Annotated in this window: 25 protein-coding genes; 11 read left to right on the top strand and 14 right to left on the bottom strand. The window is 64.4% G+C overall.

Annotated features, from left to right (window positions below):
- Positions 1-984, bottom strand: a complete 984-nt coding sequence (locus tag I6F24_RS03460) for a tripartite tricarboxylate transporter substrate binding protein (RefSeq protein ID WP_225112708.1) — start codon at positions 982-984, stop codon at positions 1-3.
- A gap of 429 nt (positions 985-1,413) precedes the next feature.
- Here I6F24_RS03460 and I6F24_RS03465 point away from each other — a divergent pair, with 429 nt between their 5' ends.
- Both I6F24_RS03465 and I6F24_RS03470 read left to right on the top strand, forming a co-directional pair.
- Positions 1,414-2,058, top strand: a complete 645-nt coding sequence (locus I6F24_RS03465) for a hypothetical protein (RefSeq protein WP_225149975.1) — start codon at positions 1,414-1,416, stop codon at positions 2,056-2,058.
- Positions 2,055-2,324 (top strand): HGGxSTG domain-containing protein, encoded by a 270-nt coding sequence (locus I6F24_RS03470; protein ID WP_036026046.1) that lies wholly within the window; start codon positions 2,055-2,057, stop codon positions 2,322-2,324. The genes I6F24_RS03465 and I6F24_RS03470 overlap by 4 nt, the downstream gene beginning before the upstream one ends.
- 113 nt (positions 2,325-2,437) lie before the next feature.
- On the opposite strand, the gene I6F24_RS03475 is transcribed toward I6F24_RS03470, so the two are convergent.
- Together I6F24_RS03475 and I6F24_RS03480 are read right to left on the bottom strand one after the other, a co-directional pair.
- Positions 2,438-2,620 (bottom strand): hypothetical protein, encoded by a 183-nt coding sequence (locus tag I6F24_RS03475; RefSeq protein WP_036004233.1) that lies wholly within the window; start codon positions 2,618-2,620, stop codon positions 2,438-2,440.
- Positions 2,621-2,792: 172 nt separating this feature from the next.
- On the bottom strand, positions 2,793-3,017 hold the full coding sequence (locus I6F24_RS03480; RefSeq protein WP_225149977.1) for a hypothetical protein: 225 nt from the start codon (positions 3,015-3,017) through the stop codon (positions 2,793-2,795).
- Positions 3,018-3,361: 344 nt separating this feature from the next.
- On the opposite strand from I6F24_RS03480, the gene I6F24_RS03485 reads away from it, so the two are divergent.
- From I6F24_RS03485 to I6F24_RS03505, 5 genes are all read left to right on the top strand, one after another.
- On the top strand, positions 3,362-4,603 hold the full coding sequence (locus I6F24_RS03485; RefSeq protein ID WP_225149978.1) for an MFS transporter: 1,242 nt from the start codon (positions 3,362-3,364) through the stop codon (positions 4,601-4,603).
- Between the two features lie 67 nt (positions 4,604-4,670).
- Complete coding sequence (locus I6F24_RS03490; protein ID WP_109144592.1) at positions 4,671-5,864, top strand: M20/M25/M40 family metallo-hydrolase; 1,194 nt, start codon at positions 4,671-4,673, stop codon at positions 5,862-5,864.
- A gap of 267 nt (positions 5,865-6,131) precedes the next feature.
- Entirely contained in the window at positions 6,132-7,334 is a 1,203-nt protein-coding gene (locus I6F24_RS03495; protein ID WP_225149980.1) for a hypothetical protein, read from the top strand.
- Between the two features lie 166 nt (positions 7,335-7,500).
- Positions 7,501-8,586 carry a mandelate racemase/muconate lactonizing enzyme family protein gene (locus tag I6F24_RS03500; protein ID WP_225149982.1) on the top strand — a complete coding sequence of 362 codons (1,086 nt, stop codon included), beginning with the start codon at positions 7,501-7,503 and terminating at the stop codon, positions 8,584-8,586.
- 229 nt (positions 8,587-8,815) lie between these two features.
- Entirely contained in the window at positions 8,816-9,964 is a 1,149-nt protein-coding gene (locus I6F24_RS03505; protein WP_225149983.1) for an amidohydrolase, read from the top strand.
- Position 9,965: 1 nt separating this feature from the next.
- On the opposite strand, the gene I6F24_RS03510 is transcribed toward I6F24_RS03505, so the two are convergent.
- Entirely contained in the window at positions 9,966-10,190 is a 225-nt protein-coding gene (locus tag I6F24_RS03510) for a hypothetical protein (RefSeq protein ID WP_225149985.1), read from the bottom strand.
- A gap of 91 nt (positions 10,191-10,281) precedes the next feature.
- Here I6F24_RS03510 and I6F24_RS03515 point away from each other — a divergent pair, with 91 nt between their 5' ends.
- Positions 10,282-11,004: a DUF72 domain-containing protein gene (locus I6F24_RS03515; protein ID WP_225149987.1), complete on the top strand. Its 723-nt coding sequence runs from the start codon at positions 10,282-10,284 to the stop codon at positions 11,002-11,004.
- Between the two features lies 1 nt (position 11,005).
- On the opposite strand, the gene I6F24_RS03520 is transcribed toward I6F24_RS03515, so the two are convergent.
- Both I6F24_RS03520 and I6F24_RS03525 read right to left on the bottom strand, forming a co-directional pair.
- Positions 11,006-12,193, bottom strand: a complete 1,188-nt coding sequence (locus I6F24_RS03520) for a CoA transferase (RefSeq protein WP_225149989.1) — start codon at positions 12,191-12,193, stop codon at positions 11,006-11,008.
- 141 nt (positions 12,194-12,334) lie between these two features.
- Positions 12,335-12,802 carry an EF-hand domain-containing protein gene (locus I6F24_RS03525; protein ID WP_225149991.1) on the bottom strand — a complete coding sequence of 156 codons (468 nt, stop codon included), beginning with the start codon at positions 12,800-12,802 and terminating at the stop codon, positions 12,335-12,337.
- Between the two features lie 207 nt (positions 12,803-13,009).
- Here I6F24_RS03525 and I6F24_RS03530 point away from each other — a divergent pair, with 207 nt between their 5' ends.
- Positions 13,010-13,897: a hypothetical protein gene (locus I6F24_RS03530; protein WP_225149993.1), complete on the top strand. Its 888-nt coding sequence runs from the start codon at positions 13,010-13,012 to the stop codon at positions 13,895-13,897.
- Positions 13,898-13,927: 30 nt separating this feature from the next.
- On the opposite strand, the gene I6F24_RS03535 is transcribed toward I6F24_RS03530, so the two are convergent.
- From I6F24_RS03535 to I6F24_RS03560, 6 genes are read right to left on the bottom strand one after another with little or no spacing between them, the layout of a single operon-like run.
- Positions 13,928-14,977, bottom strand: a complete 1,050-nt coding sequence (locus tag I6F24_RS03535) for a LacI family DNA-binding transcriptional regulator (RefSeq protein WP_036026106.1) — start codon at positions 14,975-14,977, stop codon at positions 13,928-13,930.
- The gene (locus I6F24_RS03540; RefSeq protein WP_036004213.1) at positions 14,974-15,618 is read right to left on the bottom strand and encodes a ThuA domain-containing protein; all 645 of its coding nucleotides are present in this window, start codon (positions 15,616-15,618) and stop codon (positions 14,974-14,976) included. Before I6F24_RS03540 ends, I6F24_RS03535 begins: the two co-directional genes overlap by 4 nt.
- 10 nt (positions 15,619-15,628) lie before the next feature.
- Entirely contained in the window at positions 15,629-16,726 is a 1,098-nt protein-coding gene (locus I6F24_RS03545; RefSeq protein WP_225149995.1) for a Gfo/Idh/MocA family oxidoreductase, read from the bottom strand.
- Between the two features lie 19 nt (positions 16,727-16,745).
- Positions 16,746-17,591, bottom strand: coding sequence for a carbohydrate ABC transporter permease (locus I6F24_RS03550; protein WP_225149997.1), 846 nt, complete (start codon positions 17,589-17,591; stop codon positions 16,746-16,748).
- On the bottom strand, positions 17,584-18,537 hold the full coding sequence (locus I6F24_RS03555) for a sugar ABC transporter permease (RefSeq protein ID WP_225149999.1): 954 nt from the start codon (positions 18,535-18,537) through the stop codon (positions 17,584-17,586). Before I6F24_RS03555 ends, I6F24_RS03550 begins: the two co-directional genes overlap by 8 nt.
- A 3-nt stretch (positions 18,538-18,540) precedes the next feature.
- Positions 18,541-19,806 (bottom strand): extracellular solute-binding protein, encoded by a 1,266-nt coding sequence (locus I6F24_RS03560; protein WP_225150001.1) that lies wholly within the window; start codon positions 19,804-19,806, stop codon positions 18,541-18,543.
- A gap of 164 nt (positions 19,807-19,970) precedes the next feature.
- On the opposite strand from I6F24_RS03560, the gene I6F24_RS03565 reads away from it, so the two are divergent.
- Together I6F24_RS03565 and I6F24_RS03570 are read left to right on the top strand one after the other, a co-directional pair.
- Positions 19,971-20,729 carry an SDR family NAD(P)-dependent oxidoreductase gene (locus tag I6F24_RS03565; RefSeq protein WP_225150003.1) on the top strand — a complete coding sequence of 253 codons (759 nt, stop codon included), beginning with the start codon at positions 19,971-19,973 and terminating at the stop codon, positions 20,727-20,729.
- Between the two features lie 808 nt (positions 20,730-21,537).
- A complete protein-coding gene (locus tag I6F24_RS03570; RefSeq protein ID WP_036004159.1) occupies positions 21,538-21,816 on the top strand; it encodes a hypothetical protein in 279 nt (92 codons plus the stop codon).
- A 514-nt stretch (positions 21,817-22,330) separates the two neighbouring features.
- Here I6F24_RS03570 and I6F24_RS03575 read toward each other — a convergent pair.
- Positions 22,331-23,044, bottom strand: coding sequence for an ABC transporter ATP-binding protein (locus tag I6F24_RS03575; RefSeq protein WP_225150005.1), 714 nt, complete (start codon positions 23,042-23,044; stop codon positions 22,331-22,333).
- The gene (locus tag I6F24_RS03580) at positions 23,025-23,756 is read right to left on the bottom strand and encodes an ABC transporter ATP-binding protein (RefSeq protein WP_225112739.1); all 732 of its coding nucleotides are present in this window, start codon (positions 23,754-23,756) and stop codon (positions 23,025-23,027) included. Before I6F24_RS03580 ends, I6F24_RS03575 begins: the two co-directional genes overlap by 20 nt.
- Between the last annotated feature and the right edge of the window lie 6 nt (positions 23,757-23,762).

A 23,762-nucleotide genomic window follows, 5' to 3' on the forward strand; every position in this document is an offset into this window, starting at 1 on the left:
CTATTCCGCCTTGATGTTCGCGGCCGCAACCACCTCCGCGAGCTCCTTGGTCTCCTTGGCGATCTTCGCGGCGTAGTCGGCCGGGCTGAGCACGCTGACGACACCTTGCGCGCCGAGCTTCTCCTCGGCCGAGGGATCCTTGGCGGCGGCGACGATCTCCCGATGCAGGGTTTCCAGGATCGGCGCGGGCGTTGCCTTCGGCATGAAGAAGCCGACCCAGAACGAGATGTCGAATCCGGGATAGCCGGCTTCCGCCACGGTCGGCACGTCGGGCAGCGCCGGCAGCCGCTCGGCCGAGGACACCGCCAGCGCGCGCAGCTTGCCGGCCTTGACCAGCGGCACGGCGGAGAGCGGATCGAACACCGCCAGCACCTCCTGCGCGAGAATGCCGACCTCGGCGGCCGAGCCGCCGCGATAGGGCACATGGATCAGCTTGATGCCGGCCTTCTGGCTGAGCAGCTCCATGGCGAGATGGGCGAGATTGCCGTTGCCGCCGGAGCCGTAGGCGAGCGCGCCGGGCGCGGCCTTCGCCGCAGCGACGAGATCGGCCACCGACTTGACGTTCGCCGTCTTGGGATTCTCGGGATTGACGACGAGGACGAGCGGCGCCGAAACCACCGTGGTGAGCGACGCAAAGTCGACTTGCGGATCGTAGCGGATGTCCTTGAACAGCGTCTTGTTCAGCGTGATCGTCGACGAGTTGCAGGCGAGCATGGTGTAGCCGTCCGCCTCGGCGCGCGCGACGGCTTCGGCCGCGATCATGCCGTTGGCGCCGGCGCGGTTCTCGACCACGAAGGGCTGGCCGAGCTTGTTGCTCAAGCGGTCGCCAATGATGCGCGCGACGACGTCGACCGGGCCGCCCGCACTGAAGCCGACCATGATCTTGACCGGCCGCGACGGATATTTCTGCGCGAGAGCCTCTGTCGCCGGCGCCAAGGCGCATAGAGCTGCGATGACTGCCAGCAGGCGGGCGGTTCGTTGCATTCGTTCTCTCCCAGACCTCTTGGCGCCGCTTGTGCATGCTTGTTGGTGCAACGCCGTAGAAGTCATGAATAGCGGCCGTGCCGGATTTCGCAATCGCGTTTGAGCGCCGGCATTCCGCCGCACGGCACGTGTGTGCCGCTTCCAAAACAAAAGTGCGAAAACAACCCCATGCACAGTAGACCGCCCCTTTCAGAACAAAGGCTTGCGCAGGGCCGAGGAAATTTTTCGGATTTACGAAATAAATTCTGTCGCGTCGGGCAAAACAGTGCCATAATGCCATCATCGCAACAGTCGCGAGCGTCACGGCCTGCCGGTCCGGACCCGTGCCGACGCGGTTGCGTCTAAACCCTTCATCGACATTCCGAAATCCGCATTCGCGCGCAGCGGCGAACGGCCATTCGCGCTTGCGCGCTCAAAGGACACATGCCCATGACGACAGCTCTCGAACGCCACATCCCCTCGCCGCTCGCGGCATCCGATCGCAGCGTCCCCGCCGCGACCCCGCGCGTAAAACTCTACAAGCGGCGCATTGCGATCCGCCATCCCGACCCGCACACCGGCGAGCGGCTGCTGGCCGAGGCGCTCGGCGCCGCCGACCGCGACGCGATGCACGGCATGCTGAGGCAATTGGTCAAGGCCAGCGTGGTCGGGCAGAAGCCGGATGAGGCCAATCTCGCCTTCATGATCTCGACCATCAGGAGCATCGCGCCGAAGGATTCCATCGAGGCCATGCTGGTGTCGCAGATGGTGTCGGTGCACATGGCGGCGATGCGCTGTGCCTGCCGGCTCGCCTGCACCGACGATCTCGCACAGCAAGAGGGCATCGCCCGCGCCTTGACCCGGCTCTCCCGCACCTTCGCCGCCCAGGTCGAAGCGCTGAACCGCCACCGCAACAGCGACGAGCGCGCGATCACGGTGCAGAATTTGTCGGTGCAGGACGGCGGACGGGCGATCGTGGGCAACGTCACGCAGCATGCCAGCATGATCATTGCGGAGGCTGGCGCAATGGAGACGACTTCGAATGCAGAAACGGGCGCAGGCCGCGAGGTCCATACGAGTGGCGCCTGCGTATGACCGGCGATCACATCCGTCATACCGATGCAATGCAGTCGAGCCCGCGCTGCGGGGCGCAGACGCGCCGCGGTCTCGCGTGCCGCGCGCCAGCCGTGCACGGCAAGCGCCGCTGCCGCATGCATGGCGGCGCGCCGAGATCGGGCGCTCCGAAGGGCAACCGGAATGCATATCAACATGGAATGTGCACACCGGACGCCCGCGCCGAGCGACACCGGATGAAGGCCTTGCTGGAGGACGCTTGGAAGCTGCTGATCGAGTTGAAATAGATTGCGGCCCAGGAGCGACGCGGATGACTCCATTCCGGCGCGAGACATGACCTCAAGAAAACGAAGCTCTGATGGAGCCTTAAGCCAGAAAGCTCGGTGCCGCAGCCATAGAACTAGGGCCGTGTGCTCGCCGGAGCCACAGGGACAATCTGCAGCCCAGCTGCGTTCAGCGCTTCAGTGATTTGCTTGGCCAGCAGCTTGGCTTCCTCAGTGCCGATTTGAGCGTCGGGAAGCCGCTCGAAGAACGCACAAAGCGTCGTCGCTATGATGGTATTGACCTGGTGCGCATCAACCATTTGCTGCACGCGACATTAAGAATGACTTCACCGGCGCGGCGGTCGCCTGCCGGGCGGTGGCGGATCATCGCAAGCCGAAGAACGAAAGAATGACGGCGATCACAACGATGAGCCCTATGAGGTAGATCAGACTGTTCATCGCAATTCTCCTTTCCCACGTGATGGGTTGGATTCATTCGAGGGTCGTCGCTGCGTCCCTGGCACTACCTTGCTGAACGGCCAGCTTTTCGAACTCCACTTCCTTCTCGATGGCCGCCAGAGAGTTGCCGATCTTGTCGACGATCCTGACCAGATCGGCATTGGAGATGCGAAGCCGCCTGCGGACCGACTTGACCTGCTCAGCGTTCGCAAGATCGAGCGTCGTGCGAATGGGCCGTGGCGGTCTCGAGGACATCATGATCAGGTCTCCCTAACCTAGGTAAGAGAGACGATGTCTCCTTTGTTCCTACGTTCGCCAACGGAAGCTCCCAAGAGCGAAGATGATGCAACCGTCGCGCGCACCGCGGAGACGCCCACAACACTTTATCCCCGCGGCGCAACGCCATGACTCCCTACCAGGCTGAGTGCCGTCTCGAAGGTGGTGCGTTGCAATGCGGCTAACCTCTCGGCAATGGCATTGCTCGAGAGGTCGAGTACCAGTCCGAGGTCACATTCCGGCATGAGGGGGGCGCGCTGCCGCCATTGGCACCCGCCCCCTCGATCATGTAACTCACCCCAAAACCTTCTCGGGACGGGACGCTCATGGCCAACGCCGACGACGACGCGGGCACCGCCACCCGCGCGCTGATCTTCGCGCTGGTCGCGCTCGCCTGCGGCCACATGCTGTCGACCTTGCTGCGCACCATTCCGGCGGTGAGCCTCGATTTGATGGCGGCGGATTTCCACATCGAGCCGCAGGCGCTGGCGAGCCTCACGTCGGTCTACCACTTCGCCTTTGCGGCCTCCCAGATCCCGGTCGGTGCGGCGATGGACCGATTCGGCGTGCGGCCGGTGTCGCTCGCCCTGCTGGCGGGAACCGTGTTCGGCGCGATGGCCTCGGGGTTTGCGACGGGGCCCGAGAGCTTCGCCGTCGGGCAGCTGCTGCTCGGCATCGCCACCTCGGGCATGCTGATGTGCCCGATGACGCTCGCAGCCAAGCAATTGTCGGCGGCGCGATTCGGATTGTGGTCGGGCGCCATCCTCTCGATCGGCAATATCGGCATGCTGCTGTCGGCGAGCCCGCTCGCTTTCGTGATCGATACTTACGGCTGGCGCGCCGGGTTCTGGATCTCCGCAATCGGCGGCATCCTCGTCGCGCTGGCGGTGTTCGTACTGGTGCCGCACCAGCCGGCCGAGCACAAGGACGAGTCCTCGCCGCTGTCGCAGATGATCGATGTGGTCAGGCTCGGCCTGTCACGGCCGCTGCGCGGCGTGATCGCGCTGGCGATGGTGTCGCTGGCGAGCACGCTGGTGCTGCGCGGCCTGTGGGGAGGACCCTGGCTGATGGAGATCAAGGGCCTGACGCGGATCGAGGCCGGCAACCAGCTCGGCGCGTTCACGCTGGCGATGATCGCAGGCCCGCTGCTCGTCGGCATGATCGACCGCAGGCTCGGCCGCCGCCGCGAGCTGGTCGCCGGCACGCATGCGATCGCGGCGCTACTGCTCGCGCTGATGGCGCTGGGAGCGCCGCACTTTGCCGTTGCATGGCTGTTCGGCGTGAACGTCATGCCGCCCTCCTACGATCTGGCATTGTTCGTGCTCATCGGGCTCTTCACCTCGGCGCAGCCGCTGCTGTTCGGCATGTCCAGGCAACTCGTCGATGCGCAGGTCGCCGGCAAGGCGCTTGCGGCCGTCAATCTCGCCTTCTTTCTCGGCACTGCGCTGATGCAATCCGTCACCGGCGCGGTGGCCGCACTCGCGGGGCTGCCGGCGGTGCTGCTGTTCATGGCGGCGGCACTGGCGGTCGGCGTGCTGATTTTCTTGATCTACACGCAGCGCGTCTGAGCCCCTTGCGAAATGCGGAAGCGCAGGAGATGCTGCGCCGCCATCCGCATCAAGGGAATTCGAGTCCATGCCTGTCGACACCAAAGCCGCCACCGATCGTCTCATGCGCTTCCTCACTGTCGAGGGCGTCACCGGGCAGGAGGCGGCGATCGGGCGGGAGCTCACGGCTGCGCTGAAGGAGAGCGGTGTGCCGGCGAAGGCGATCCGGCTCGATGACGCCAACACGCGCATTCCGGTGCCGACCGAGACCGGCAACCTCATCGTCGACCTGCCCGGCCGCGGCGCGCTGCACAACCATCCACGCATCATGTTCATGACCCACATGGACACGGTGCCGCTGTGCGCCGGTGCCAAGCCAAAGTTGACGGGGCGCAAGATCGTCAACGACGCCAAGACCGCGCTCGGCGGCGACAATCGCTGCGGCTGCGGCGTGCTGGTGACGCTGGCCGCCGAGCTCCAAAAGCAGAAGCTCGATCATCCGCCGATCACGCTGTTGTTCTGCGTGCGCGAGGAGAGCGGGCTCTATGGCGCGCGGCACGTCAAGCTCGACGAGCTCGGCAAGCCCGTGATGGCGTTCAACTATGACGGCGGCTCGGCCTCCAACGTCGTGATCGGGGCCGTCGGCGCCGACCGTTGGACCGTCGAGATCTTCGGCCGCGCCTCGCATGCCGGCGTCGCACCCGAGCGCGGCATCTCCTCGACCATGATCATGGCGCTGGCGCTTGCGGACGTGAAGGCCGGCGGCTGGTTCGGCAAGGTCGTGAAGGGCAAGAGGCAAGGCACCAGCAATGTCGGCCCGGTCACCGGCGGCGAAGGCCGCCCCGCGGGCGATGCCACCAATGTCGTCACCGACTACGTGCATGTGCGCGGCGAGAGCCGCAGCCACGACGGAAAATTCTTCAAGGAGATCACCAAGGCCTACAAGGCCGCGTTCGAGAAGGCGGCCAAGAAGGTCACCAACGCGCAAGGCAAGTCCGGCAAGGTCAAATTCAAGGCCGAGACCGACTATTATCCGTTCCGCATGAAGGAGAACCTGCCGGTGGTCAAACGCGCGATCGAGGCGGTGTCTGCCGTGGGCGGAACGGCGAACGTGCGCGCCGCCAATGGCGGCCTGGACGCCAACTGGATGGTCCGCCACGGCGTTCCGACCGTGACCTTCGGTGCCGGCCAGAACGAGGCGCACACGGTCGACGAATGGATCAATCTCGACGAATACGACCGCGCCTGCGCGCTGGCGGTGCAGCTCGCGACGATGCGGTGAGATGGCAAACGGCACGTCATAGCGCTTTAACACGGCTCTGATCTAACGGGTCGATCGCGGTTTCCATGAAGTCCGCACCTGTCCCGTGCTGCCATCGATGGCGAGCACCGTCACGCGGTTCCTCGGCCGCAATCAAACCGAGTCAGGAGCAAACCTCCGCCATCAACTCCAAGTAGATTCAGATCCAAGCGTGACCGCAGTGCGTCTCGCCGAGACCTCCGCTGTTTTCAGAGTCACGCGACTGACATGAAATGGGAGTGATGCGCCATGCGCACGATGCCGAACGACACCCTGATCCTCACCTTTCCGAACTTCAGCCAAACCGCGACCATCGTCGGAGATCCCAACTTCCCGATCGACGGCTGGGGCGGGAACGACACGGTGACGGCAACCATCCTCAACACGGACGTGTTCGTTACGCTGATCGGCGAAGACACGGTCATGCAGGGCAATTCCCACGGCGGCAACGACACGCTCACGGCGAACGTGGATTATCCCTTTAGCGGCGCCACCATTATGGGCGACGCCGAGACCATGTTGGGCAATGCTGCAGGCGGCAGCGACACGCTCACCGCCGACGCCGGCGGCAATTTCCGCTCCAACATCTCCATTTACGGAGATGCCGGAGGCGACATGTCGGGCAACACGCAAGGCGGCAATGACACGCTGACAGGCGTGACCGGTGGGCGCGCCTTCGAGAACGTGTTCAGCGGCGATGCCGGGGGATCCATGAGCGACAACGCGCATGGCGGCAACGACACGCTGAACGTATTCGAATATGCATACGAAAGCACGGCGACCCTCAGTGGGGATGCCATCGGTGCCATGACCGGCAATACAATCGGTGGCAACGACGACCTCACGCTCGGCATCAGCAGCGGCATGGCGATCGGAGGTGGAACGCTGGCCGGCGATTCGCTCACGTCATTGACCGACAATGCCCAGGGTGGCAACGATACCCTGACCTTCGTGACGAATGGCGGCGAGCCGCCGCCGGCCGTCTACGGCTCCCAGCTGATTGGCGACGCCATGAACATGTCCGGCAGTGCGCGTGGCGGCAATGACATCCTCAATGGCGGAGAGTTCACTGATCATCTCTACGGCGATGCGCGGACTTATGCGCCATCTACCCCTGGCTCTATCACCGGCGGCACGGACACGCTGAACGGCGGCGCGGGTAATGATCAGCTGTGGGGCGGACCGAACAACGATGTTTTCGTCTTCACGGCCGGCTCCGGCAACGACGTCATCAACGACTTCAATCAAGGCAACATCGCGGTCGGCAGCACCGCGGGGGAACTCGACGTGATCAACCTGCACGACTACGGTTTTGCCGACTGGGCGACCCTGTCCGGCCTCATCAGCGATGACAGCTCGGGCAATGCGGTGATTCAGCTCACTGCCAATGACACCATCACCCTGAGCGGAGTGCATGCGGCCTCGCTGGAGGCGACTGACTTCATAGTCTAGCGTAAGGTGGGTTAGCCCCGCGGATTGCGCGAAGCGCAAACCGCTAGGCGTAACCCACCATCTTCGTATCCGCGGAGACAGAAGTGGTGGGTTACGCCGAGCATATGCGCTTTGCGCATCCGCTCGGCTAACCCACCCTACGAAGAACAAAAATCAGGGAGGCACCATGCCACGCATCGCAAACATCGAGACCGGGCTCTACCGGATCCCCCTCCCCATCACGCTGTCGGACTCCACGCATGGCGACATGACGGCGTTCGAGCTGATCACCTGCCGCATCCGCGATGCCGATGGCGCCGAAGGCGTCGGCTACACCTATACGGTCGGGCGCAACGGCGGCGCTGTGGCCGACATTCTCGAGCGCGAGATCCCGCCGCTGGCCGAAGGGCGCGAGGCCGACGATACCGAGGCGATCTGGCATCATGTCTGGTGGGGGCTGCATTATGGCGGCCGCGGCGGGCCGGCGGTGCTGGCGCTCTCGGCACTCGACATCGCGCTGTGGGATCTGAAGGCGCGGCGCGCCAAGCTGCCGCTGTACCACCTGCTCGGCGGCTTCGATGCGCATGTGCCGTGCTACGCCGGCGGCATCGACCTCGATCTCTCCGTCGATGCGCTGCTGAGGCAGACCGACGGCAATCTCGCCAAGGGATTTCGCGCCATCAAGATGAAGGTCGGCCGGCCCGACCTCAAGTCCGACGTCGCGCGCATCTCCGCGATGCGGCAGCATCTCGGTGACGGTTTTGCGCTGATGGCGGATGCCAACATGAAATGGACGGTCGAGGAGGCGATCCGCGCCGCGCGTGCTTTCGTTCCTTTCGACCTCACCTGGCTCGAGGAGCCGATCATCCCCGACGACGTCGCCGGCCATCTGCGTATCATGCAGGCGGGCGGCGTGCCGATCGCGGCGGGCGAGAATCTGCGCTCGCTGTGGGAGTTCAAGAACTACATCGCCAGTGGAGCGGTGTCCTACCCGGAGCCCGACGTCACCAATTGCGGCGGCGTCAGCGCGTTCATGAAGATCGCGCGGCTCGCGGAAGCGTTCAACCTGCCCGTGACCAGCCATGGCGCGCATGACATCACCGTGCACCTGCTCGCGGCTTGCCCGAACCGATCCTATCTGGAGGCGCACGGCTTCGGGCTCGACAAGTATATCGAGCATCCGCTGGTGCTGAAGGACGGGCTGGCGCTGGCGCCCGATCGGCCGGGTCATGGGATTGGGTTCGATTGGAAGGGGCTGGCGAAGCTGGCGTAACACCCATTGCTCGTCATTCCGGGGCGCGACGAAGTCGCGAACCCGGAATCCATTGGGCCTCGGAGCGAGCTGGACGATGGATTCCGGGTTCGCGCCAAGAGGCGCGCCCCGGAATGACGGGGAAAGCGGCGCGCGTTGCTGCACGCGAGGCATTCCAAGGCGCGGGGTGCATGGCGGTGATAATCCTTTATGGTGACGGCAACGGACACCTTGCGAAAGATCACCTGCCTTGTCCCCCGAACTGCACCAGAAACTGACCGCGTGGCGCCGGCATCTGCATGCCCACCCGGAGCTGTCGCTCCAGGAGAAAGAGACCTCTGCCTTCGTGCAGGACAAGCTCACCGAGCTCGGCATTCCCTTCGAGGCTGGCATTGGCGGCCACGGCATCGTCGCGACCTTGAGGCGCGGCCATGCGCAAAGGCGGGTCGGCCTGCGCGCCGACATGGATGCGCTACCGATCACCGAGGATACCGGACTGCCCTACGCTTCGAAGACATCCGGCGTGATGCATGCGTGCGGCCATGACGGCCATACCGCCGCGCTGCTGGGCGCCGCAGCGCTGCTCGCCACTGATACCGATTGGAGCGGCACGGTCGATTTCATCTTCCAGCCGGCCGAGGAAGGCTTTGGCGGCTCGCGGGCGATGGTCGCGGCCGGGCTGTTCGACCGCTTTCCGATGGAGCGGATATTCGGCTTCCACAACTGGCCGGGCCTTGCCGCCGGCACCATCGCCGTGCACGACGGCGTGGTCATGGCCTCCGGCGGGCGCATCACCATCACGATCGAGGGCCACGCCGGGCACGCCGGCATGCCGCATCTGACGCGCGATCCCGTGGTGGCGGCCGGGCACCTCATCGTCGCGCTGCAATCGATCGCCTCGCGCGGCGTCGACCCGCTCGACACCGCCGTGCTGTCGCTCTGCACGATCGAAGGCGGCACCGCGCCGAACCAGATCGCCGGACGCGTCACCATCCGCGGCACGCTGCGCTACCACCGCGAGGCGGTCAAGGACACCATCCTCGACGGCATCACGCGTACCTGCGCCGGGATCGCGACCAGCTTCGGCGTCAAGGTCACGCCCGAGATCGTCTGGGGTGTCGGCGTCGTGATCAACACGCCTGATGAGGCTGACCTCGCGCGCATCGCCGCGGAGAAGGTGCAGGCACCGGTACGGCGCGATCTCGCGCCCAGCATGGCCGGCGAGGATTTCGCCCATTATCTGCAGCAGCGGCCCGGCGCCTTCGTCTGGATCGGCAATGGCGAGTTGCGCGACGGCGCGGAGCTGCACGGCCCGCGCTACGATTTCAACGACGCGATCCTGCCCGTGGCTTCACGCTGGATGGCGGAAGTGGCCAAGGCGGCGCTGGCGACGAACTGACTTAGGAGATCTCGCGCGGCAGCTTCCAGTCCGGCCGCGGCGCGAACGTCTCCTCCGTCTCTTCGATGCGCTCGACGTGATAGCCGGCCGGCAGAATGTGGCCGCCCTCCTCGTCCGCAATGGGGACGTCCGTGACGAGGCCCTCGATCAAGGCAGCTTCCCACACTTCCTTCTCGGTCGGAAAGGGATTGCCGATCTGCTTGTCGCCTTCGAACAGCGCGTACATCGGTTCCGGTCCTCACCGTTGATGCTCACGAGAAACGTATCGGCCGCACGGACGTTCCCTCCGGCAAATGGCAACGGATGGTACGTGAAACATGGCGCGCGTTCTGATCGGAACTTCGGGCTGGCACTACGCCTCCTGGCGCGGCCCGTTCTTCCCCGAGGACGTGACGCTGAAGCAGCAGCTCAGCTACTATGCCGGGCAGTTCGACACCACGGAGCTGAACGGGGTGTTCTACCGCACGCCGACGCCGGAGGCGGTGAAGGGATGGCGGGAGCAGACCGGCCGCGATTTCGTGTTCGCCTGGAAGGCGTCGAAATTCATCACGCATTGGAAGCGCCTGTCGGAGCGCTCCGTCAACAGCCTCGAGCTGCTGGAGGACCGCATCTCCAGGCTCGGCGGCAAGGCCGGCCCGATCCTGTTCCAGCTGCCGCCGCAATTCGAGGCGAATGCGGACCGGCTCGCCTCGTTCTTCAAGCTGCTGTCGCGAAAGCGGCGTTACAGTTTCGAATTCCGCCATCCGAGCTGGTATCAGCCGCGCATCCTGCGGATGCTGGCTGAGGAGAACATCTCGCTGTGCCTGTCCGATCATCACGACGCGCCGGCGCCGTGGAAGCGCACGGCGGATTTCGTCTATGTGCGCGGACACGGGCCAAGCGGGCGCTATCACGGGCACTATACCAAACCCACGCTGGCGCAATGGGCCAAGCGCATCAAGTCGTGGAAGCGGCAGGGCTGCGACGTCTATGTCTATTTCGACAACGACCAGAAGAGCGCAGCACCCGCCGATGCAAAGGCGTTGAAGCAGCTGCTGTGAGTTAGATGATGCCGCTCTGCCGAAGCGCCGCGATCTCGTCCGCATCGTAGCCGAGATCGGCGAGGACGCGGTCGGTGTGCTCGCCGAGCGTCGGCGGACGGTGCGCGATCTCGCCCGGCGTTTCCGACAGCCGCACCGCGGCGCGGGCGACCGGCGCCTGCTTCGGCAAGCCCGGATAGTCGACGTCCTGCATGAAGCCGGCGGCGCGGATGTGCGGATGATCCAGCGCCTGTTGCGGCGAGAGCACGGGGCCGGTCGGAATCATGGCCTGGCCCAGCGTGTCGACGGCCTCCTGCGTGGTGCGCTCGGCACACCAGCGCGCCATCCGCTCGCTGATGAGCGGGCCGTTGTTGCCGCGGCTGATGTCGTCGGCAAAGCGCGGATCATTCAGCCACACATCCTCCTCGCCCATCAGCCGCGCCCAGCGCTTGAACAGCGGATGGCCGGTGACCTGGCAGAGCACCCAGCCGTCTTTGGTGCGGTAGATGTCGGCGGGCGCCGCGGTCTGGCCGAGATTGCCCGTCGGCACGCGGTTGACGTCGATGACGGCCTGCTCGATCAGCGTGGCATTGGTGAAGGACAAAGCGGTTGCGAGCAGCGCGCCTTCGACGATCTGCCCCCGCCCGGACTTGCCGCGCTCGATCAGCGCGGCGAGCGTGCCGAACGCGCAGTGCAGCGCAGTGCCGAAATCGACCCAGTTCACCGCCGCGCGGTACGGCGGATCTCCGGTGCCGGTCATGTACACCGAGCCCGACATCACCTGACCGACGCCGTCGAAGCCGACGCGGTCGGACCACGGGCCAGGCCCGCCGAACGCGGTCGCCGTGGTCAGGATGATGTCCGGCTTGATCTCTTTCAGCGAGTCGTAATCGAGCTTCATCGCGCGCAGGGTCTGCGGCGGCAGATTGGCGACCACGACGTCCGCGGTCGCGATCAGGCGGCGCATCACCTCCTGGCCTTCCGCCTTCATTGGATCGAGTGTGATGCCCTTCTTGTTGCGGTTGATCTGGAGGAACAGCGCGCCCTCGCCGCCTTCGCCCACCGGCGCGACGAACCGATCCTCGCTGCCGTCGCGCTTCTCGACCCGGATGACCTCGGCCCCGAACTCGGCCAGCAATGTCGCGCAATAGGGCCCGGCGATATAGCGCCCGAAATCGAGCACGCGCACGCCCTCCAAGACTCCTCCCATCGCACCCTTCCCTGTTTTTTTGCAGATTACAGGGACTGGCCGCCAGGGCAAGTTGGGAAGCGCGCATGCGATTTTCATCGTCACATCGCGAACGCCCCGATGAAGCCGCAGTTCGTGTACCCGCCTTGAGGTTCCCGCTCGCTATTGCTGCGGGGCGGAGCCCTTGCTCCTGTGCATGAACGCCATCATCTCCTCGAAAGTGAGCTTGCCGTCCTTGTCGCGATCCATTGCCTTGAAAATGCGTTCATGGGCGACCTGAAACTCGGGCAGCGAGACGTTCCCGTCTCCATCAGCATCCATCAGCGCGTAGACGATGCGGAAGACGACCGGCGGCTCCATGGCGGCACCGCCCATCGCGCCATGCCCTTTCATTCCTTGTCCCATCATTCCTTGTCCCATCATCCCGCGCCCCATCATTCCCATCATGTCTCCACCGCGCATCGGGCTCTGCCGCTCGGCGGATGGGTTGGCAGGAGAACTCGACTGCGGGGATGCCGGCGTCTGCTCCTGTCTGGGATGATGACCTTGATGGTCCGCTGGCGATTGAGCCAGAGCTGGCTGGCCCAGGATGGCGAGCAGCAACGCTGCAGCAACGGTTCGACCTAGCATGACGCTTCCTCCGGCCTTGATGTCGGTCCGACGAGCTTGCCGAACGTCATCGGAATTATCTTGAGCCAAGTCAAAAAGGCGGGCTGGTGGGCCAGGTTTCACCCCGCCCGTGCGGAGGAAGCGGCGCGGTCACCGACGGAAACTCGACGGCCGGAGACTATGCGTTAAGATGCGACCGGTTCGTCCCCCAGCGAGAAGTGCACACCCATGCCGCAGCAATTCGATCGGTCCGCAGAAGATCTCGGCAACGCCATCCATTTCGAGCACGTCAACATCCAGGTCCCGGACCAGCGCCTCGCCACGCTGTTCTACGTCGCCGGGCTCGGGCTCACCCGCGATCCTTATCTGATGGTGTCCGACACCAACATGTGGATCAATGCCGGGCGGAGTCAGTTTCATCTGCCGAGCGGCCGGCCGCAGGTGCTGCGCGGACATATTGGCCTCGTCATCGAAGGCCGCGAGGCGCTGCTGGCGCGGCTTGCAACGGTCGCGAAGAAAGTCGAGGGCACCGCGTTCGCATTCACCGAGCATAACGACCATGTCGAGGCGGTCTGCCCCTGGGGTAACCGTTTGCGCTGCTACGAGCCCGACGCGGCGCGGTTCGGCCGGATCGCGCTCGGCATTCCCTATGTCGAGTTCGACGTGCCTATGGGATCGGCAGCCGGCATCTGCGCCTTCTACCCTGAAGTCATGGGCATGCTCGCGAGCTTGCGGAACGGCGATGGCACTGTGGCCGCCGTGAAGACGGGCCGCAACCAGCATCTGCTGTTCCGCGAGACCGACCGGCCGCAGGCCGACTATGACGGCCACCACGTGCAGATGTACATCACCGACTTCTCCGGCCCCTACCGCAAGCTGCTCGCGCGCAAGCTGATCTCTCGCGAGGACAATCAATACCAGTACCGGTTCTGCGACATCGTCGACCTCGACAGCGGCAAGAAGCTGTTCACGGTCGAGCACGAGGTGCGCTCGGCGACTCATCCGATGTTCATGCGGCCGATGGTCAACCGCAATCCGGCGCTTAACAACCGCAATTACGCGGTCGGCCACGACGAGTCGGCTTGGGCGATGGGGCCGGATCAGTACGAGGGGTAGTCCTCGCGCGGCGCTTCCGTGCGCTTCACGCTACGGCAGATTGTCCCGCAGGAAAATGTCGATGCGGATGCGCTCCTGGTCGGGGCTGATCGGCTCGCCCGAACAATGGGCGAGCAGGACTCGCGCCGCAGACCGCGCCTCATGGCCGGCATCCTGGTTGATGACGGCGTCGAGCGTGCCGCGCACCAGGAACCGCCTGGTGTGCTCGGTCAGCTCATGGGTGATCCAGACCACCTCGCGCGCGCGGCCCGAGGCCTCGAGCGCATCGGCGATGCCGCGGTTTCCGGCGCCGCAGCAATAGATGCCGCGGAGGTCGGCATGGCGGGCGAGCAGCGCGGCCGTGAGGTCCCGGGTGCGGTCGCTGTCGTCGCGCCCCTCGATGACAGGCAGTGCGGACAGGCTCGCATACTCGCTCGACAGGATCTGGTGGAAGCCGAACTGCCGTTCGGTGTGATCGCGCAGCGACAACGATCCCGCAATCACGGCGACGGTGCCCTCGCGTCCGGCAAGGAAGCGTCCCATCAGGGTGGCGGCGGTGCGGCCCGCGGCCGGATTGTCGATCCCGACATAATGCACCCGGGACGAACTCGGCGCGTCCGACACCAGGGTGACCACGGCAACCCCGCGCGCGACGAGCTCGTCGATCGCGGCGCGCACCCGGGGATGATCGAGCGCGATGACGGCGACGCCCCGATAGGCCGGCGAGAGGTTCTCCAGCGCTCGGGCAAGGACATCGGGGTCGAACACGTCGACATGGTGGATGTCGATGAAGCCGCGATGGCCGGCGAGCCAGTCCGCGGTGCGCGCGACCTGCTCGCCGAGGTTGGTCATGAAGCTGTTGCTGCCGGTCGGCAGCACGAAAGCGAAGCGGAAGGTCTGCCCGCGGGCGAGCCGCGCCGCGGCAACATCGGCGCGATAGCCGAGCTTTGCCACCGCGGCCTCGACACGCGCGACGGTCTTGGCGCGGACACCCTCGCGCCGGTTGACGACGCGATCGACGGTGGCGAGCGAAACGCCCGCCGCGCGCGCAACGTCCTCGAGCGTGGCCCGAAGCACCGGCTGGGTCGCGCCTTCAGTCATTCGCGCGCGGCCCACAGCATGCCGCGGGTCATCAACGTCCGGATCTCCGGCACGTCGAGCTCGTAGGCGCGGTGGCCCAGCGAGGAATAGAATACCCTCCCCGCGCCATAGCGCTTCTTCCACACCACCGGCATCACCACGCCCTCGATCCAGGGCGCGTGCTCACCGGTGAAGGTCGTCGTTGCCAGGACCTCGATGGCGGGATCGACATGCATGTAATATTGCTCGGACCGATGCTCGAAGCTCTTCAGACCCGTCATGATCGGATCGTCCGGTTTCGTCAAGTCGACCTTGTAGTCGATGATGTTGCCGGGATGGGCGACCCATTGCCCGCCGCACAGGAACTGGTAATCGACCGATTCGCGGAAGGCATCGCACATGCCGCCATGATGGCCGGCAAGCCCGACGCCGCTGCGCACCGCATCGCAGAGGTTGAGCGCTTCCGCCTTCTCGATCTTGGACATCGTGTAGATCGGTATGATGAGCGACAGATCGTGGATCGCGGGATCGGCAAAGGCTGCCGTCGTGGTTTCGATCCGCACCTCGAAGCCTTCGGCCTTCAGCCAGCCACGGATCATCGACGCGCAGAGATCGGGATCGTGCCCCGGCCACCCACCCCATACAATCATTGCCTTGCGCATGGTCATTCCCTCAATCGATCTGTCCGGTTTCGCGTCCCGCCGGCAGCATCGCCGGGCGCTCGACGCGGCTCTCGATCCCGACGCGGCGGCCCTCGTCGGCGGAAGTCTGGAACGCCTCCATCACCTCCAGCACGTGGAGGGCGAGCGCGCCGCTGGCGCGATGCGGTCGGTCGTTCAGGATCGCGCCAGCCATGTCGGCGACGCCGATCGAGCGGAACTCGCCCTCGACGTGGCCGTGCGTCAGCGGCATCACCTCCCATTCGCCGCCGGTCCTCGCCACCTGAACCTCGCCGCCGAAGCGATTTGGATCCGGCACCAGCATGCTGCCCTTGTCGCCGTAGATCTCGATCGGCGCATGCCGATGTTTCGGCACGTCGAAGCTCATCGTGATCGACACGACTGCGCCGCTCTCGAACTCCAGCGTTCCCGTGACATGGGTCGGGACCTCGACCGGAATCAGCGCGCCGTTCATCGGCTGGCTGGTGACGAGGCGCTCGGTCTTCGGGCGCGCGGTCGAGCCCATCACGCTGGCGACCGGGCCGAGCAATTGCACGAGGTCGGTGATGTAGTACGGCCCCATGTCGAGCATCGGCCCGCCGCCGCGCAGGTAATAGAAGCCGGGCGCCGGGTGCCAGCGCTCGTGGCCGGGGCAGCCGAAGAAAACGCTGCCCGCGACGGGCGTGCCGATCGCGCCGTCGTCGATCAGCTTGCGCGCGGTCTGATGGCCGCCGCCAAGGAACGTGTCGGGCGCGCAGCCGACGCGCAGGTTCTTCTGCGCGGCGAGCTCCATGACCTTGCGCGCCTCAGTGACATTGATGCCGAGCGGCTTCTCCGAATGGACGTGCTTGCCGGCCTTCAGCACCGCCAGGCTGACATCGGTGTGGGCGAGCGGCACCGTGAGATTGACGACGATCTCGACATCGTCGCGCTTCAACAATTGGTCGACCCGCATTCCCGGCAAGCCGAAGGCCGCGCCCTGGCGTTCCGCAATCTCGCTGCGCATGTCGGCGAGCGCCCTGACCTCCATGACCGGAAAGCGCTGGGCCGCCTTGAGATAGGCGGTGCTGATCACCCCGCAGCCGATCATTCCGATGCCGACTTTTCTCATTATGGTCTCCTCAGATGGCTCATCCCTTGACCGCGCCTGCGGTGAGGCCGGCCACGATGTGCTTCTGGGCCAGCAGGAACAGAATGATCGTGGGCAGGATGGTGAGCGTGATGAAGGCCAGGATCAGGTGCCATTCGGACGAGTATTCGCCCTGGTAGACCATGATGCCGAGCGGCCAGGGATACAGCGCGTCGGTGTTCAGCATCACCAGCGGCAGCAGGTAGGCGTTCCAGCTGTTGACGAAGGTGATGGTGCCGACCGTCGCCAGGATCGGACGCGACAAGGGCAGCGTCACATAGCGGAAGAACTTGATGTAGCTGCAGCCGTCGACCAGCGCGGCCTCGAGCAGCTCATAGGGAATGTCCTTGAAGAAGCGGCGTAGCAGCAGCACGCTCATGGCGAGGCTGAACGCCACCTGCGGCAGCGCGACGCCGAAATAGGTATCGAGCAGGCCGAGATCGCGCACCTTGATGAACAGAGGCAGCACGGCGGTCGCGGCGGGAAACAGCAGGCCCAGCGTCAGATAGCTGAGCAGCATCGATGAGCCGAAGAACCTGACATGGGCGAAGGTGAACGCGGCCATCGAAGCCGTGATCAGGGTCAGCGCCACCGCCAGCGTCGAGATAACAAGCGAATTGCGCAGCAGCTGCCAGTAGCGCGCCGAGAACAGGATGTCGGCGTAGTTCTGCCATTCCCATTGTGCGGGCAGGCCGAATGGATTGACACGGAGCTCGCCGAGCGACTTGAAGCCGCCGAGCAAGGTCGCGAGCAGCGGCACCAGGACGAAGATCGCGACCAGGCCGAGGAACAGCGCCTTGAACAGCGCTGCGGGTTCGAATGTGTGTCTAGCCCCGACACTATTCATCGCGCATGAACCATCGCTTGTAAGTGAAGGCAAAGGTCACGCAGATCGCGAACAGGATGACGCCGATGGCGCTGCCATAGCCGACGCGCATGCGCGAGATGCCATTGTTGTAGAGAAAGCTCACCAACGTGTTGGAGGAATCGGCCGGTCCGCCGCGCGTCAGCGGCATGACGAGATCGAACAGCTGCAGCGATCCGATGATGGCGAAGAACACCGACAGGCGGATCGTCGGATAGAGCAAGGGGATCACGACGTGGCGCAGCGTCTGCGTCCGCGTCGCGCCGTCGATACGGGCGGCCTCGACCAGGTTTTTGTCGAGGCTCTGGAGCGCGGCGATGAACAGCATCATGTGAAAGCCGAAATATTTCCAAACCACCACGATCAGCACCGCCAGCATCGCCGTGTCGGTCGAGGCCAACAGATGCGGAGGCTCGGCGCCGAACGTGCGCCAGATCGAGGCGACGAGGCCGTAGTCGCCGTCATAGACGAAGCTGAAGATCAGCCCGGTTGCGATCTCGGCGAGGATATAGGGCATGAAGAACAGCATGCGCAGCGCCACGGCGCCGCGAAAGCGTTCGGCCAGCATGAGGGCGAGCGTGAGCGCAAGCGGCAGCTGGACGGCGAGCGAAACGGCGATGATCAGCCCGTTGTTGCGCAGCGCGAGCCAGAAGGCCCGCGTCTCCAGCACGAAGCGGTAATTGTCGAGGCCGATCCAGTTGGTCGGCCTGCCGAACCCGTTCCAGTTGAAGGCGGAGTACCAGGCGGCCTCGCCGATCGGCAGCACCACGAACAGCGTGAACAGCAGCAGCGCGGGCGGCAGGAACAGGATCAGGACGGTGAAGCGGCCATCCCAGCCCGGGCCACGAACCGCGCCACGAATCCCGACCTGGGGGGCCGCCTCACCGGCAACGCCGATCGGCGACGACATCGCGATCCGTCGCGCCACCGGTCAGTTACCCTGCTTGTACGCCGCTTCGATGGCTTTCGCCGCGTCCTTCGGGCTCATGCTGCCGCCGGCGATCTCCGCGGTGACGTCGTTGACGACGCGACCGACCGACGGGCCGAGGCTCTGGTCATAGAAGTTCTGGTGATAGTTGGACTTGGCCAGATTGGCCGCGATCTGCTTCATGAAGGCGCTGTTGAGGCCGGCCTCGCCGCCCTTGACGACGGGAACGATGAAGTTGCCGGCGGCAAGCCGCGCCTGCACGTCCTTGGAGATAAAGAACTTCAGGAAGTCGGTGGCTTCCTTGGGCGCCCCCTTGGTGATCAACCAGCCGGTGATGCCACCGAGCGTGTCTGACGGCTCGCCCTTGCCGCCGGGTACGACCGGAAAATCGAACCAGCCAAGCTTGTCGTCGCCGAGACCAACCTTGTCGGCGGCAAGCGCGCGCTGGGTGTGATAGAAGGACGAGATGGCCAGGATCATCGCGGCCTTGCCGTCGCCGAAATAGCCGACGGCCTGCGGATTCTTGAAGCCGAGGAAGCCGTTCTGGAAGGGCTGGAGATCGACCAGCTGCTTGAACAGCTCGCCGGATTTCTGAAAGGTTTCGCCGGCGAACCCGCCATTCTCACCCTTCAGTGCTGCATCGAAGGCTGGCTTGCTGCCGATGCGCACTGCGAGATGCGTCCAGTAAAAATGCAGCGGCCATTTATCGGCACCGCCAACCACAATCGGCGTCACGCCCGCGGCCCTCAGCGTTTTCACTGCGCCGAGCAGATCGTCCCATGTCTTGATCTTGCTCGCGTCGACATTGCCCTTGGCCATCAAGTCCTTGTTATAGAGGAAGCCGACCTGCGAGAGCGCGGTCGGCAGGCCATAGACCTTGCCGTTGCTGGTGAAAGCCGCGAGCGCTGCCGGTGCGATCGTGTCGCTGTAGCCGCCGCTCTTCACGGAATCGGTGATGTCTGCCAGGACGCCGGCCTCGATCTGGGTCTTCAGCACTCCGCCTGCCCAGCTATAGATGATGTGCGGCCGATCCTTGGATTGCAGGATGGTCGGCAGCTTGGCCTTGTAGGCCTCGTTCTCGAGGAACTGCATCTCGACCTTCACACCTGGGTGCGACGCCTCATAGCTGCGTGCGACCTCCTCCCAGATCTTCACCTGGGCCGGGTTGACCTCGATGTGCAGCCATTTGACCGTGGTGTCGGCTGACGCGGAACTGGCCCAAAGCAGGCATGCGGCAGCGGCGAGTCCCAGTTTCCCGAGCAATCTCATCACATCCTCCCGACGACTTTTATTCTTTGAACGCAATCCTGCCCTCAATTATTGAGGTACGCAACACAAAATCTGATCTATGCACCTCACCAACGGAATGGCTAAGGTTTGGAAAAGAGTCGGCTGCGGCGCGCCGCGCCGGCCGCAACAAACCGAGGTGCCCAATGGCTGCCATCTATTCCGACCTCGCCGGCAAGGTCGTGCTCGTCACCGGCGGCGCAGCCGGAATCGGCGCTGCGATCGTGCGGCGCTTTGCGGAGCAGAAATCCAAGGTCGTGTTCTTCGACATCAAGATCGACGAGGGACAGCGCCTGGCGCGCGAGCTGTCCGAGCAGGGATTGGCTGCGCATTTCCAGCACGTCGATCTCACCGACATCCCCGCGCTGCGAGCCGGCGTCGTCGCGGCACGCAAGGCTCATGGCCCGATCAACATCCTGATCAACAATGCCGCGCATGACGAGCGGCACAACACCGAGGAGATGACGCCGGACTATTGGGACGACCGCATCGCGGTGAACCTGAAGCACCAGTTCTTCGCATCTCAGGCCGTGTTGCCGGACATGAAGGCAGCAAATTCCGGCGCCATCGTCAATTTCGGCTCGGTATCGTGGATCGCAGGACAAGGCGGCATGGCCGCCTACACCGCGAGCAAGTCAGGCGTGATCGGGCTGACGCGCTCGCTGGCGCGCGACTACGGCCCCTACAACATCCGCGTCAATGCGATCGCGCCAGGCTGGATCATGACCGAGCGGCAGCTCGAGAAATGGATGACGCCGGCCGGCGAGATCGAGTTGCAGCAGCGACAATGCCTGAAGCGCCGGCTCATGCCGGACGAGGTTGCGAAGTTCACCGTCTTCCTCGCCTCCGACGAGGCGTCCGCCTGCACCGCCCAGCACTATATCGTCGATGGTGGCTGGGTCTGAGATGCCTTGAGGATCCAGTCGGAAAATCTGACCCGGGCGCGGCTGCGCGAAGCTCACGAAGTCAAGGACGCGATGGATCAGGCTGGTTGTGACCGGCTGGCGCCGTGGTCGCGCGTGGCCGACCGATGCCCTCGCTCAAGGTCTTGCCGCTGGCGACATTGACGAAGTGCAGCGAGGCGCAAGCGGGACACCGGACCGGGACGTGCGTGTCCGCGGCGTCGGAGCCTGTGCCGGAAATCCAGTGCTGCACGTTCACGCCCGTGCGGGGGCATTTGAAGATGACGTTGCGCTCCATGCTGGAGATATGCGCCCGTCGCGGCGACCTGGAAATTGCGGGCCAATACTTACGCAGATGTCCTGAACGGATTGACGCGAGCAGCGGTGAAGACATCGCGCAGCGCTTGTAAGCAGGTTGCCGATCGAGAAGCGTTCGGTCGAATACCGCCGCCTCCTTTGAGCTGGATCAAGACATGTTTGCGACGCCGGCATAGTCTTGTGTCGGCATCGGGAACGCTTTTTCGAGGTCCCCTTTGCCGGAGCGAGCGACGTTTGGATTTCGAGGCCTTCCCGGCGCCGCTTTCACGGAGAGTGCAGAAGACCGCGAACATGGAGCAGGCCGGAGAGCGGCTCCGCCGAAGAGTTCGATGGAACGAAGATCGGCAGCGCGGGTTTGCTGGACGAGTTCAGACCCTGGATGGAAGAGCCACGCGAACAATCGGCCTCGGCGCTCCCATCGAGCCCGAGGCCGGTTTTCGTCGAAGGCAGTGCATGGTCTGGACAAGGGAGGACGCCGATCAGGAGAACCGACATGCTTGCCGACATTGACACCGACGATCTCACCGAGGTCGTGCGCTACGCCCTGGAGACGACCCGCGCGACGACGGCCTGCCCGTTCCATCGGGACGTGGTCGTCCGCATCGGCGATGACGCCGCCGAGAGTCACGCCTTCGAGCGCGCCAAGCGAATCGTCAGATGCGACGGCGCCGAATGGAACAAGGAGGCTCTCAGGGCCGAGCTCGGCCGCCAGCTCGGCGCAGCCGCCGACGGCCGCTGCCCGAAGTGCGATCCGACCGCCTCGTGCACCTAGCGCGCCGCGATTTGCAAAATGTTGCGGCGCCATGCGTCGGCGACGAGCCATGCAGATCGACCCGCTCCGGCGACTTAACTTGTGTGAAGGCCGCAGATGGAATTGGCACCTAGCCTGAACGACGCGCGTCGTGCATCAGAGGTCAGACTTCCCGTGAAAGTGACAAAGCCGATCGCCTCGATCATGCGCGGGAGTTCCAAGACGGATCCTCCGTCGCCGGACGGGAACGACGAATGTCAGCTGCCGCCATCGGCCGAGAGGCGTCAGGTCGTCGACGAGTACGCCGAAAACTTGCGGAAGATCATCCGAAGACTGCTTGGAAGGCTGAACTGACAGCGCTTGCGGTCGTCCTTGAGCGCTTTGCGGCAAGGGATCAACTTGTCCGGCCCTTTGGCGTGCGATCGTGCTGCCGGTTCGCCTTTCCGGGCGAGCGCTACGGCCAAACCCCGCCGCCCGAAGGGGCAAGGGTGATACGAGCTTGCCCATCGTCTCAATGACAAGGACGTCGCATGCCTCAGTGCACCCCAACACCGAGCAGGCGCTCGACCATCTTGGGGTCGTCGCGCAAGTGCGCGCATTCCCCACTCCAGACCGCTTTGCCGCGTTCAACCACCATGACATGATCGGCAAAGCGCAGCGCTCGTTCGATCTGCTGCTCGACCAAAACGATGGTCATCTCACCAGAACTCGCCAGCGCGGTGATGATTTCCATGATCTGATCGCAGATCACCGGCGCGAGCCCCTCGAGCGGCTCATCCAAGAGGAGAACTGAAGGCCTTCCCAGCAGCGTCCTGGCGAGCGAGAGCATCTGCTGCTCGCCGCCCGATAATTGCGTCCCGAAATGGCGTCGACGTTCGGCCAACCTCGGAAACATCACGTAGACCTCTTCAAGTGCCTCTCGACCTCGATCCTTGAGACCCGCGACCAGGTTTTCTTCCACCGTCAGCGACCGAAATATGTCGCGTGTCTGCGGTACGTAACCGAGACCTCGTTGAGCGCGTGTCGATGCCTTGGTATCCGTGAGATCAGCCTCGCCCAGGAATACTTTTCCCCCATGATGGGTCGTCAGACCCATCAGCGATGCGAGCAAGGTCGTCTTGCCGGCTCCGTTTCGACCAAGGACGCTGAGACGGCCTCCTGGCAAGACCTCGAACGACATATGATCGATGATACGGGTGGGGCCATACCCGGCACTGAGACCTTTGACTTCAAGACGCGTGGCGGGCATCTGCGTAGCTACCTAGATAAGCTCGACGGACTTCCTGATGGTGCGTGACTTCTGCCGGATCGCCCTGGAAGATCAGCTTTCCGTTGGCGAGAACGAGCACACGGCGGGCAAATTTGAACACCAGGTCCATGTCATGCTCGATCATCAAGACCGCGATATCAGATGGCAATCTGTCGATCGCCTCGATGATCTTGGAGGACTCCTCTGACGGAACCCCTGCCGCGGGCTCGTCCAGGAGCAGGACCTTCGGCTCGAGAGCAAGCCCGATTGCCAGGTCAAGAAGGCGCTGCTGACCGTACGCCAGTTGCGAGACCTGCCTGTCGGCCAGATGGGCGATACCGAGCGTTCCAAGGGCCCGCTCCCACTCCCGACGAACGTCCGGCCGATCCATCGGGGAGGAAAACATGCTTCTCGTGAGCCCCTTTCGTTGCATCACGGCGAGCGCGACGTTTTGTGCGACCGTCAGGCTCTTGAAGAGCCTCGTAATCTGAAATGTCCGGATCAAGCCGGCGTCGACGCGATCGGAAATCGGTAGTGCGGTCACATCAACCCCGGCGAGGTGGACGGCGCCCTGTGAAGGGGTCAAGTCGCCGGAGATGACGTTGACGAGCGTGGTTTTGCCGGCGCCGTTCGGGCCAATCAACGCGACCCTTTCTCCCTTCCCGATACTGAAGGAAATATCATCGTTGACCCGCATCCCGCCGAAGGACATCGAAAC

Source organism: Bradyrhizobium sp. BRP23, from assembly GCF_020194135.1.
Classification (GTDB): Bacteria; Pseudomonadota; Alphaproteobacteria; order Rhizobiales; family Xanthobacteraceae; genus Bradyrhizobium; species Bradyrhizobium yuanmingense.

Bases quoted from the DNA above. Each gene is read 5' to 3' on its own strand.
- I6F24_RS03550 (WP_225149997.1), bottom strand. From the start codon at position 17,591: ATGAATAGTGTCGGGGCTAGACACACATTCGAACCCGCAGCGCTGTTC.
- I6F24_RS03570 (WP_036004159.1), top strand. From the start codon at position 21,538: ATGCTTGCCGACATTGACACCGACGATCTCACCGAGGTCGTGCGCTAC.
- I6F24_RS03580 (WP_225112739.1), bottom strand. From the start codon at position 23,756: ATGTCCTTCGGCGGGATGCGGGTCAACGATGATATTTCCTTCAGTATC.
- I6F24_RS03575 (WP_225150005.1), bottom strand. From the start codon at position 23,044: ATGCCCGCCACGCGTCTTGAAGTCAAAGGTCTCAGTGCCGGGTATGGC.
- I6F24_RS03520 (WP_225149989.1), bottom strand. From the start codon at position 12,193: ATGGGAGGAGTCTTGGAGGGCGTGCGCGTGCTCGATTTCGGGCGCTAT.
- I6F24_RS03565 (WP_225150003.1), top strand. From the start codon at position 19,971: ATGGCTGCCATCTATTCCGACCTCGCCGGCAAGGTCGTGCTCGTCACC.
- I6F24_RS03560 (WP_225150001.1), bottom strand. From the start codon at position 19,806: ATGAGATTGCTCGGGAAACTGGGACTCGCCGCTGCCGCATGCCTGCTT.
- I6F24_RS03540 (WP_036004213.1), bottom strand. From the start codon at position 15,618: ATGCGCAAGGCAATGATTGTATGGGGTGGGTGGCCGGGGCACGATCCC.
- I6F24_RS03465 (WP_225149975.1), top strand. From the start codon at position 1,414: ATGACGACAGCTCTCGAACGCCACATCCCCTCGCCGCTCGCGGCATCC.
- I6F24_RS03510 (WP_225149985.1), bottom strand. From the start codon at position 10,190: ATGTACGCGCTGTTCGAAGGCGACAAGCAGATCGGCAATCCCTTTCCG.
- I6F24_RS03460 (WP_225112708.1), bottom strand. From the start codon at position 984: ATGCAACGAACCGCCCGCCTGCTGGCAGTCATCGCAGCTCTATGCGCC.
- I6F24_RS03535 (WP_036026106.1), bottom strand. From the start codon at position 14,977: ATGACTGAAGGCGCGACCCAGCCGGTGCTTCGGGCCACGCTCGAGGAC.
- I6F24_RS03485 (WP_225149978.1), top strand. From the start codon at position 3,362: ATGGCCAACGCCGACGACGACGCGGGCACCGCCACCCGCGCGCTGATC.
- I6F24_RS03530 (WP_225149993.1), top strand. From the start codon at position 13,010: ATGCCGCAGCAATTCGATCGGTCCGCAGAAGATCTCGGCAACGCCATC.
- I6F24_RS03515 (WP_225149987.1), top strand. From the start codon at position 10,282: ATGGCGCGCGTTCTGATCGGAACTTCGGGCTGGCACTACGCCTCCTGG.
- I6F24_RS03480 (WP_225149977.1), bottom strand. From the start codon at position 3,017: ATGATGTCCTCGAGACCGCCACGGCCCATTCGCACGACGCTCGATCTT.
- I6F24_RS03495 (WP_225149980.1), top strand. From the start codon at position 6,132: ATGCGCACGATGCCGAACGACACCCTGATCCTCACCTTTCCGAACTTC.
- I6F24_RS03545 (WP_225149995.1), bottom strand. From the start codon at position 16,726: ATGAGAAAAGTCGGCATCGGAATGATCGGCTGCGGGGTGATCAGCACC.
- I6F24_RS03500 (WP_225149982.1), top strand. From the start codon at position 7,501: ATGCCACGCATCGCAAACATCGAGACCGGGCTCTACCGGATCCCCCTC.
- I6F24_RS03490 (WP_109144592.1), top strand. From the start codon at position 4,671: ATGCCTGTCGACACCAAAGCCGCCACCGATCGTCTCATGCGCTTCCTC.
- I6F24_RS03470 (WP_036026046.1), top strand. From the start codon at position 2,055: ATGACCGGCGATCACATCCGTCATACCGATGCAATGCAGTCGAGCCCG.
- I6F24_RS03525 (WP_225149991.1), bottom strand. From the start codon at position 12,802: ATGCTAGGTCGAACCGTTGCTGCAGCGTTGCTGCTCGCCATCCTGGGC.
- I6F24_RS03475 (WP_036004233.1), bottom strand. From the start codon at position 2,620: ATGGTTGATGCGCACCAGGTCAATACCATCATAGCGACGACGCTTTGT.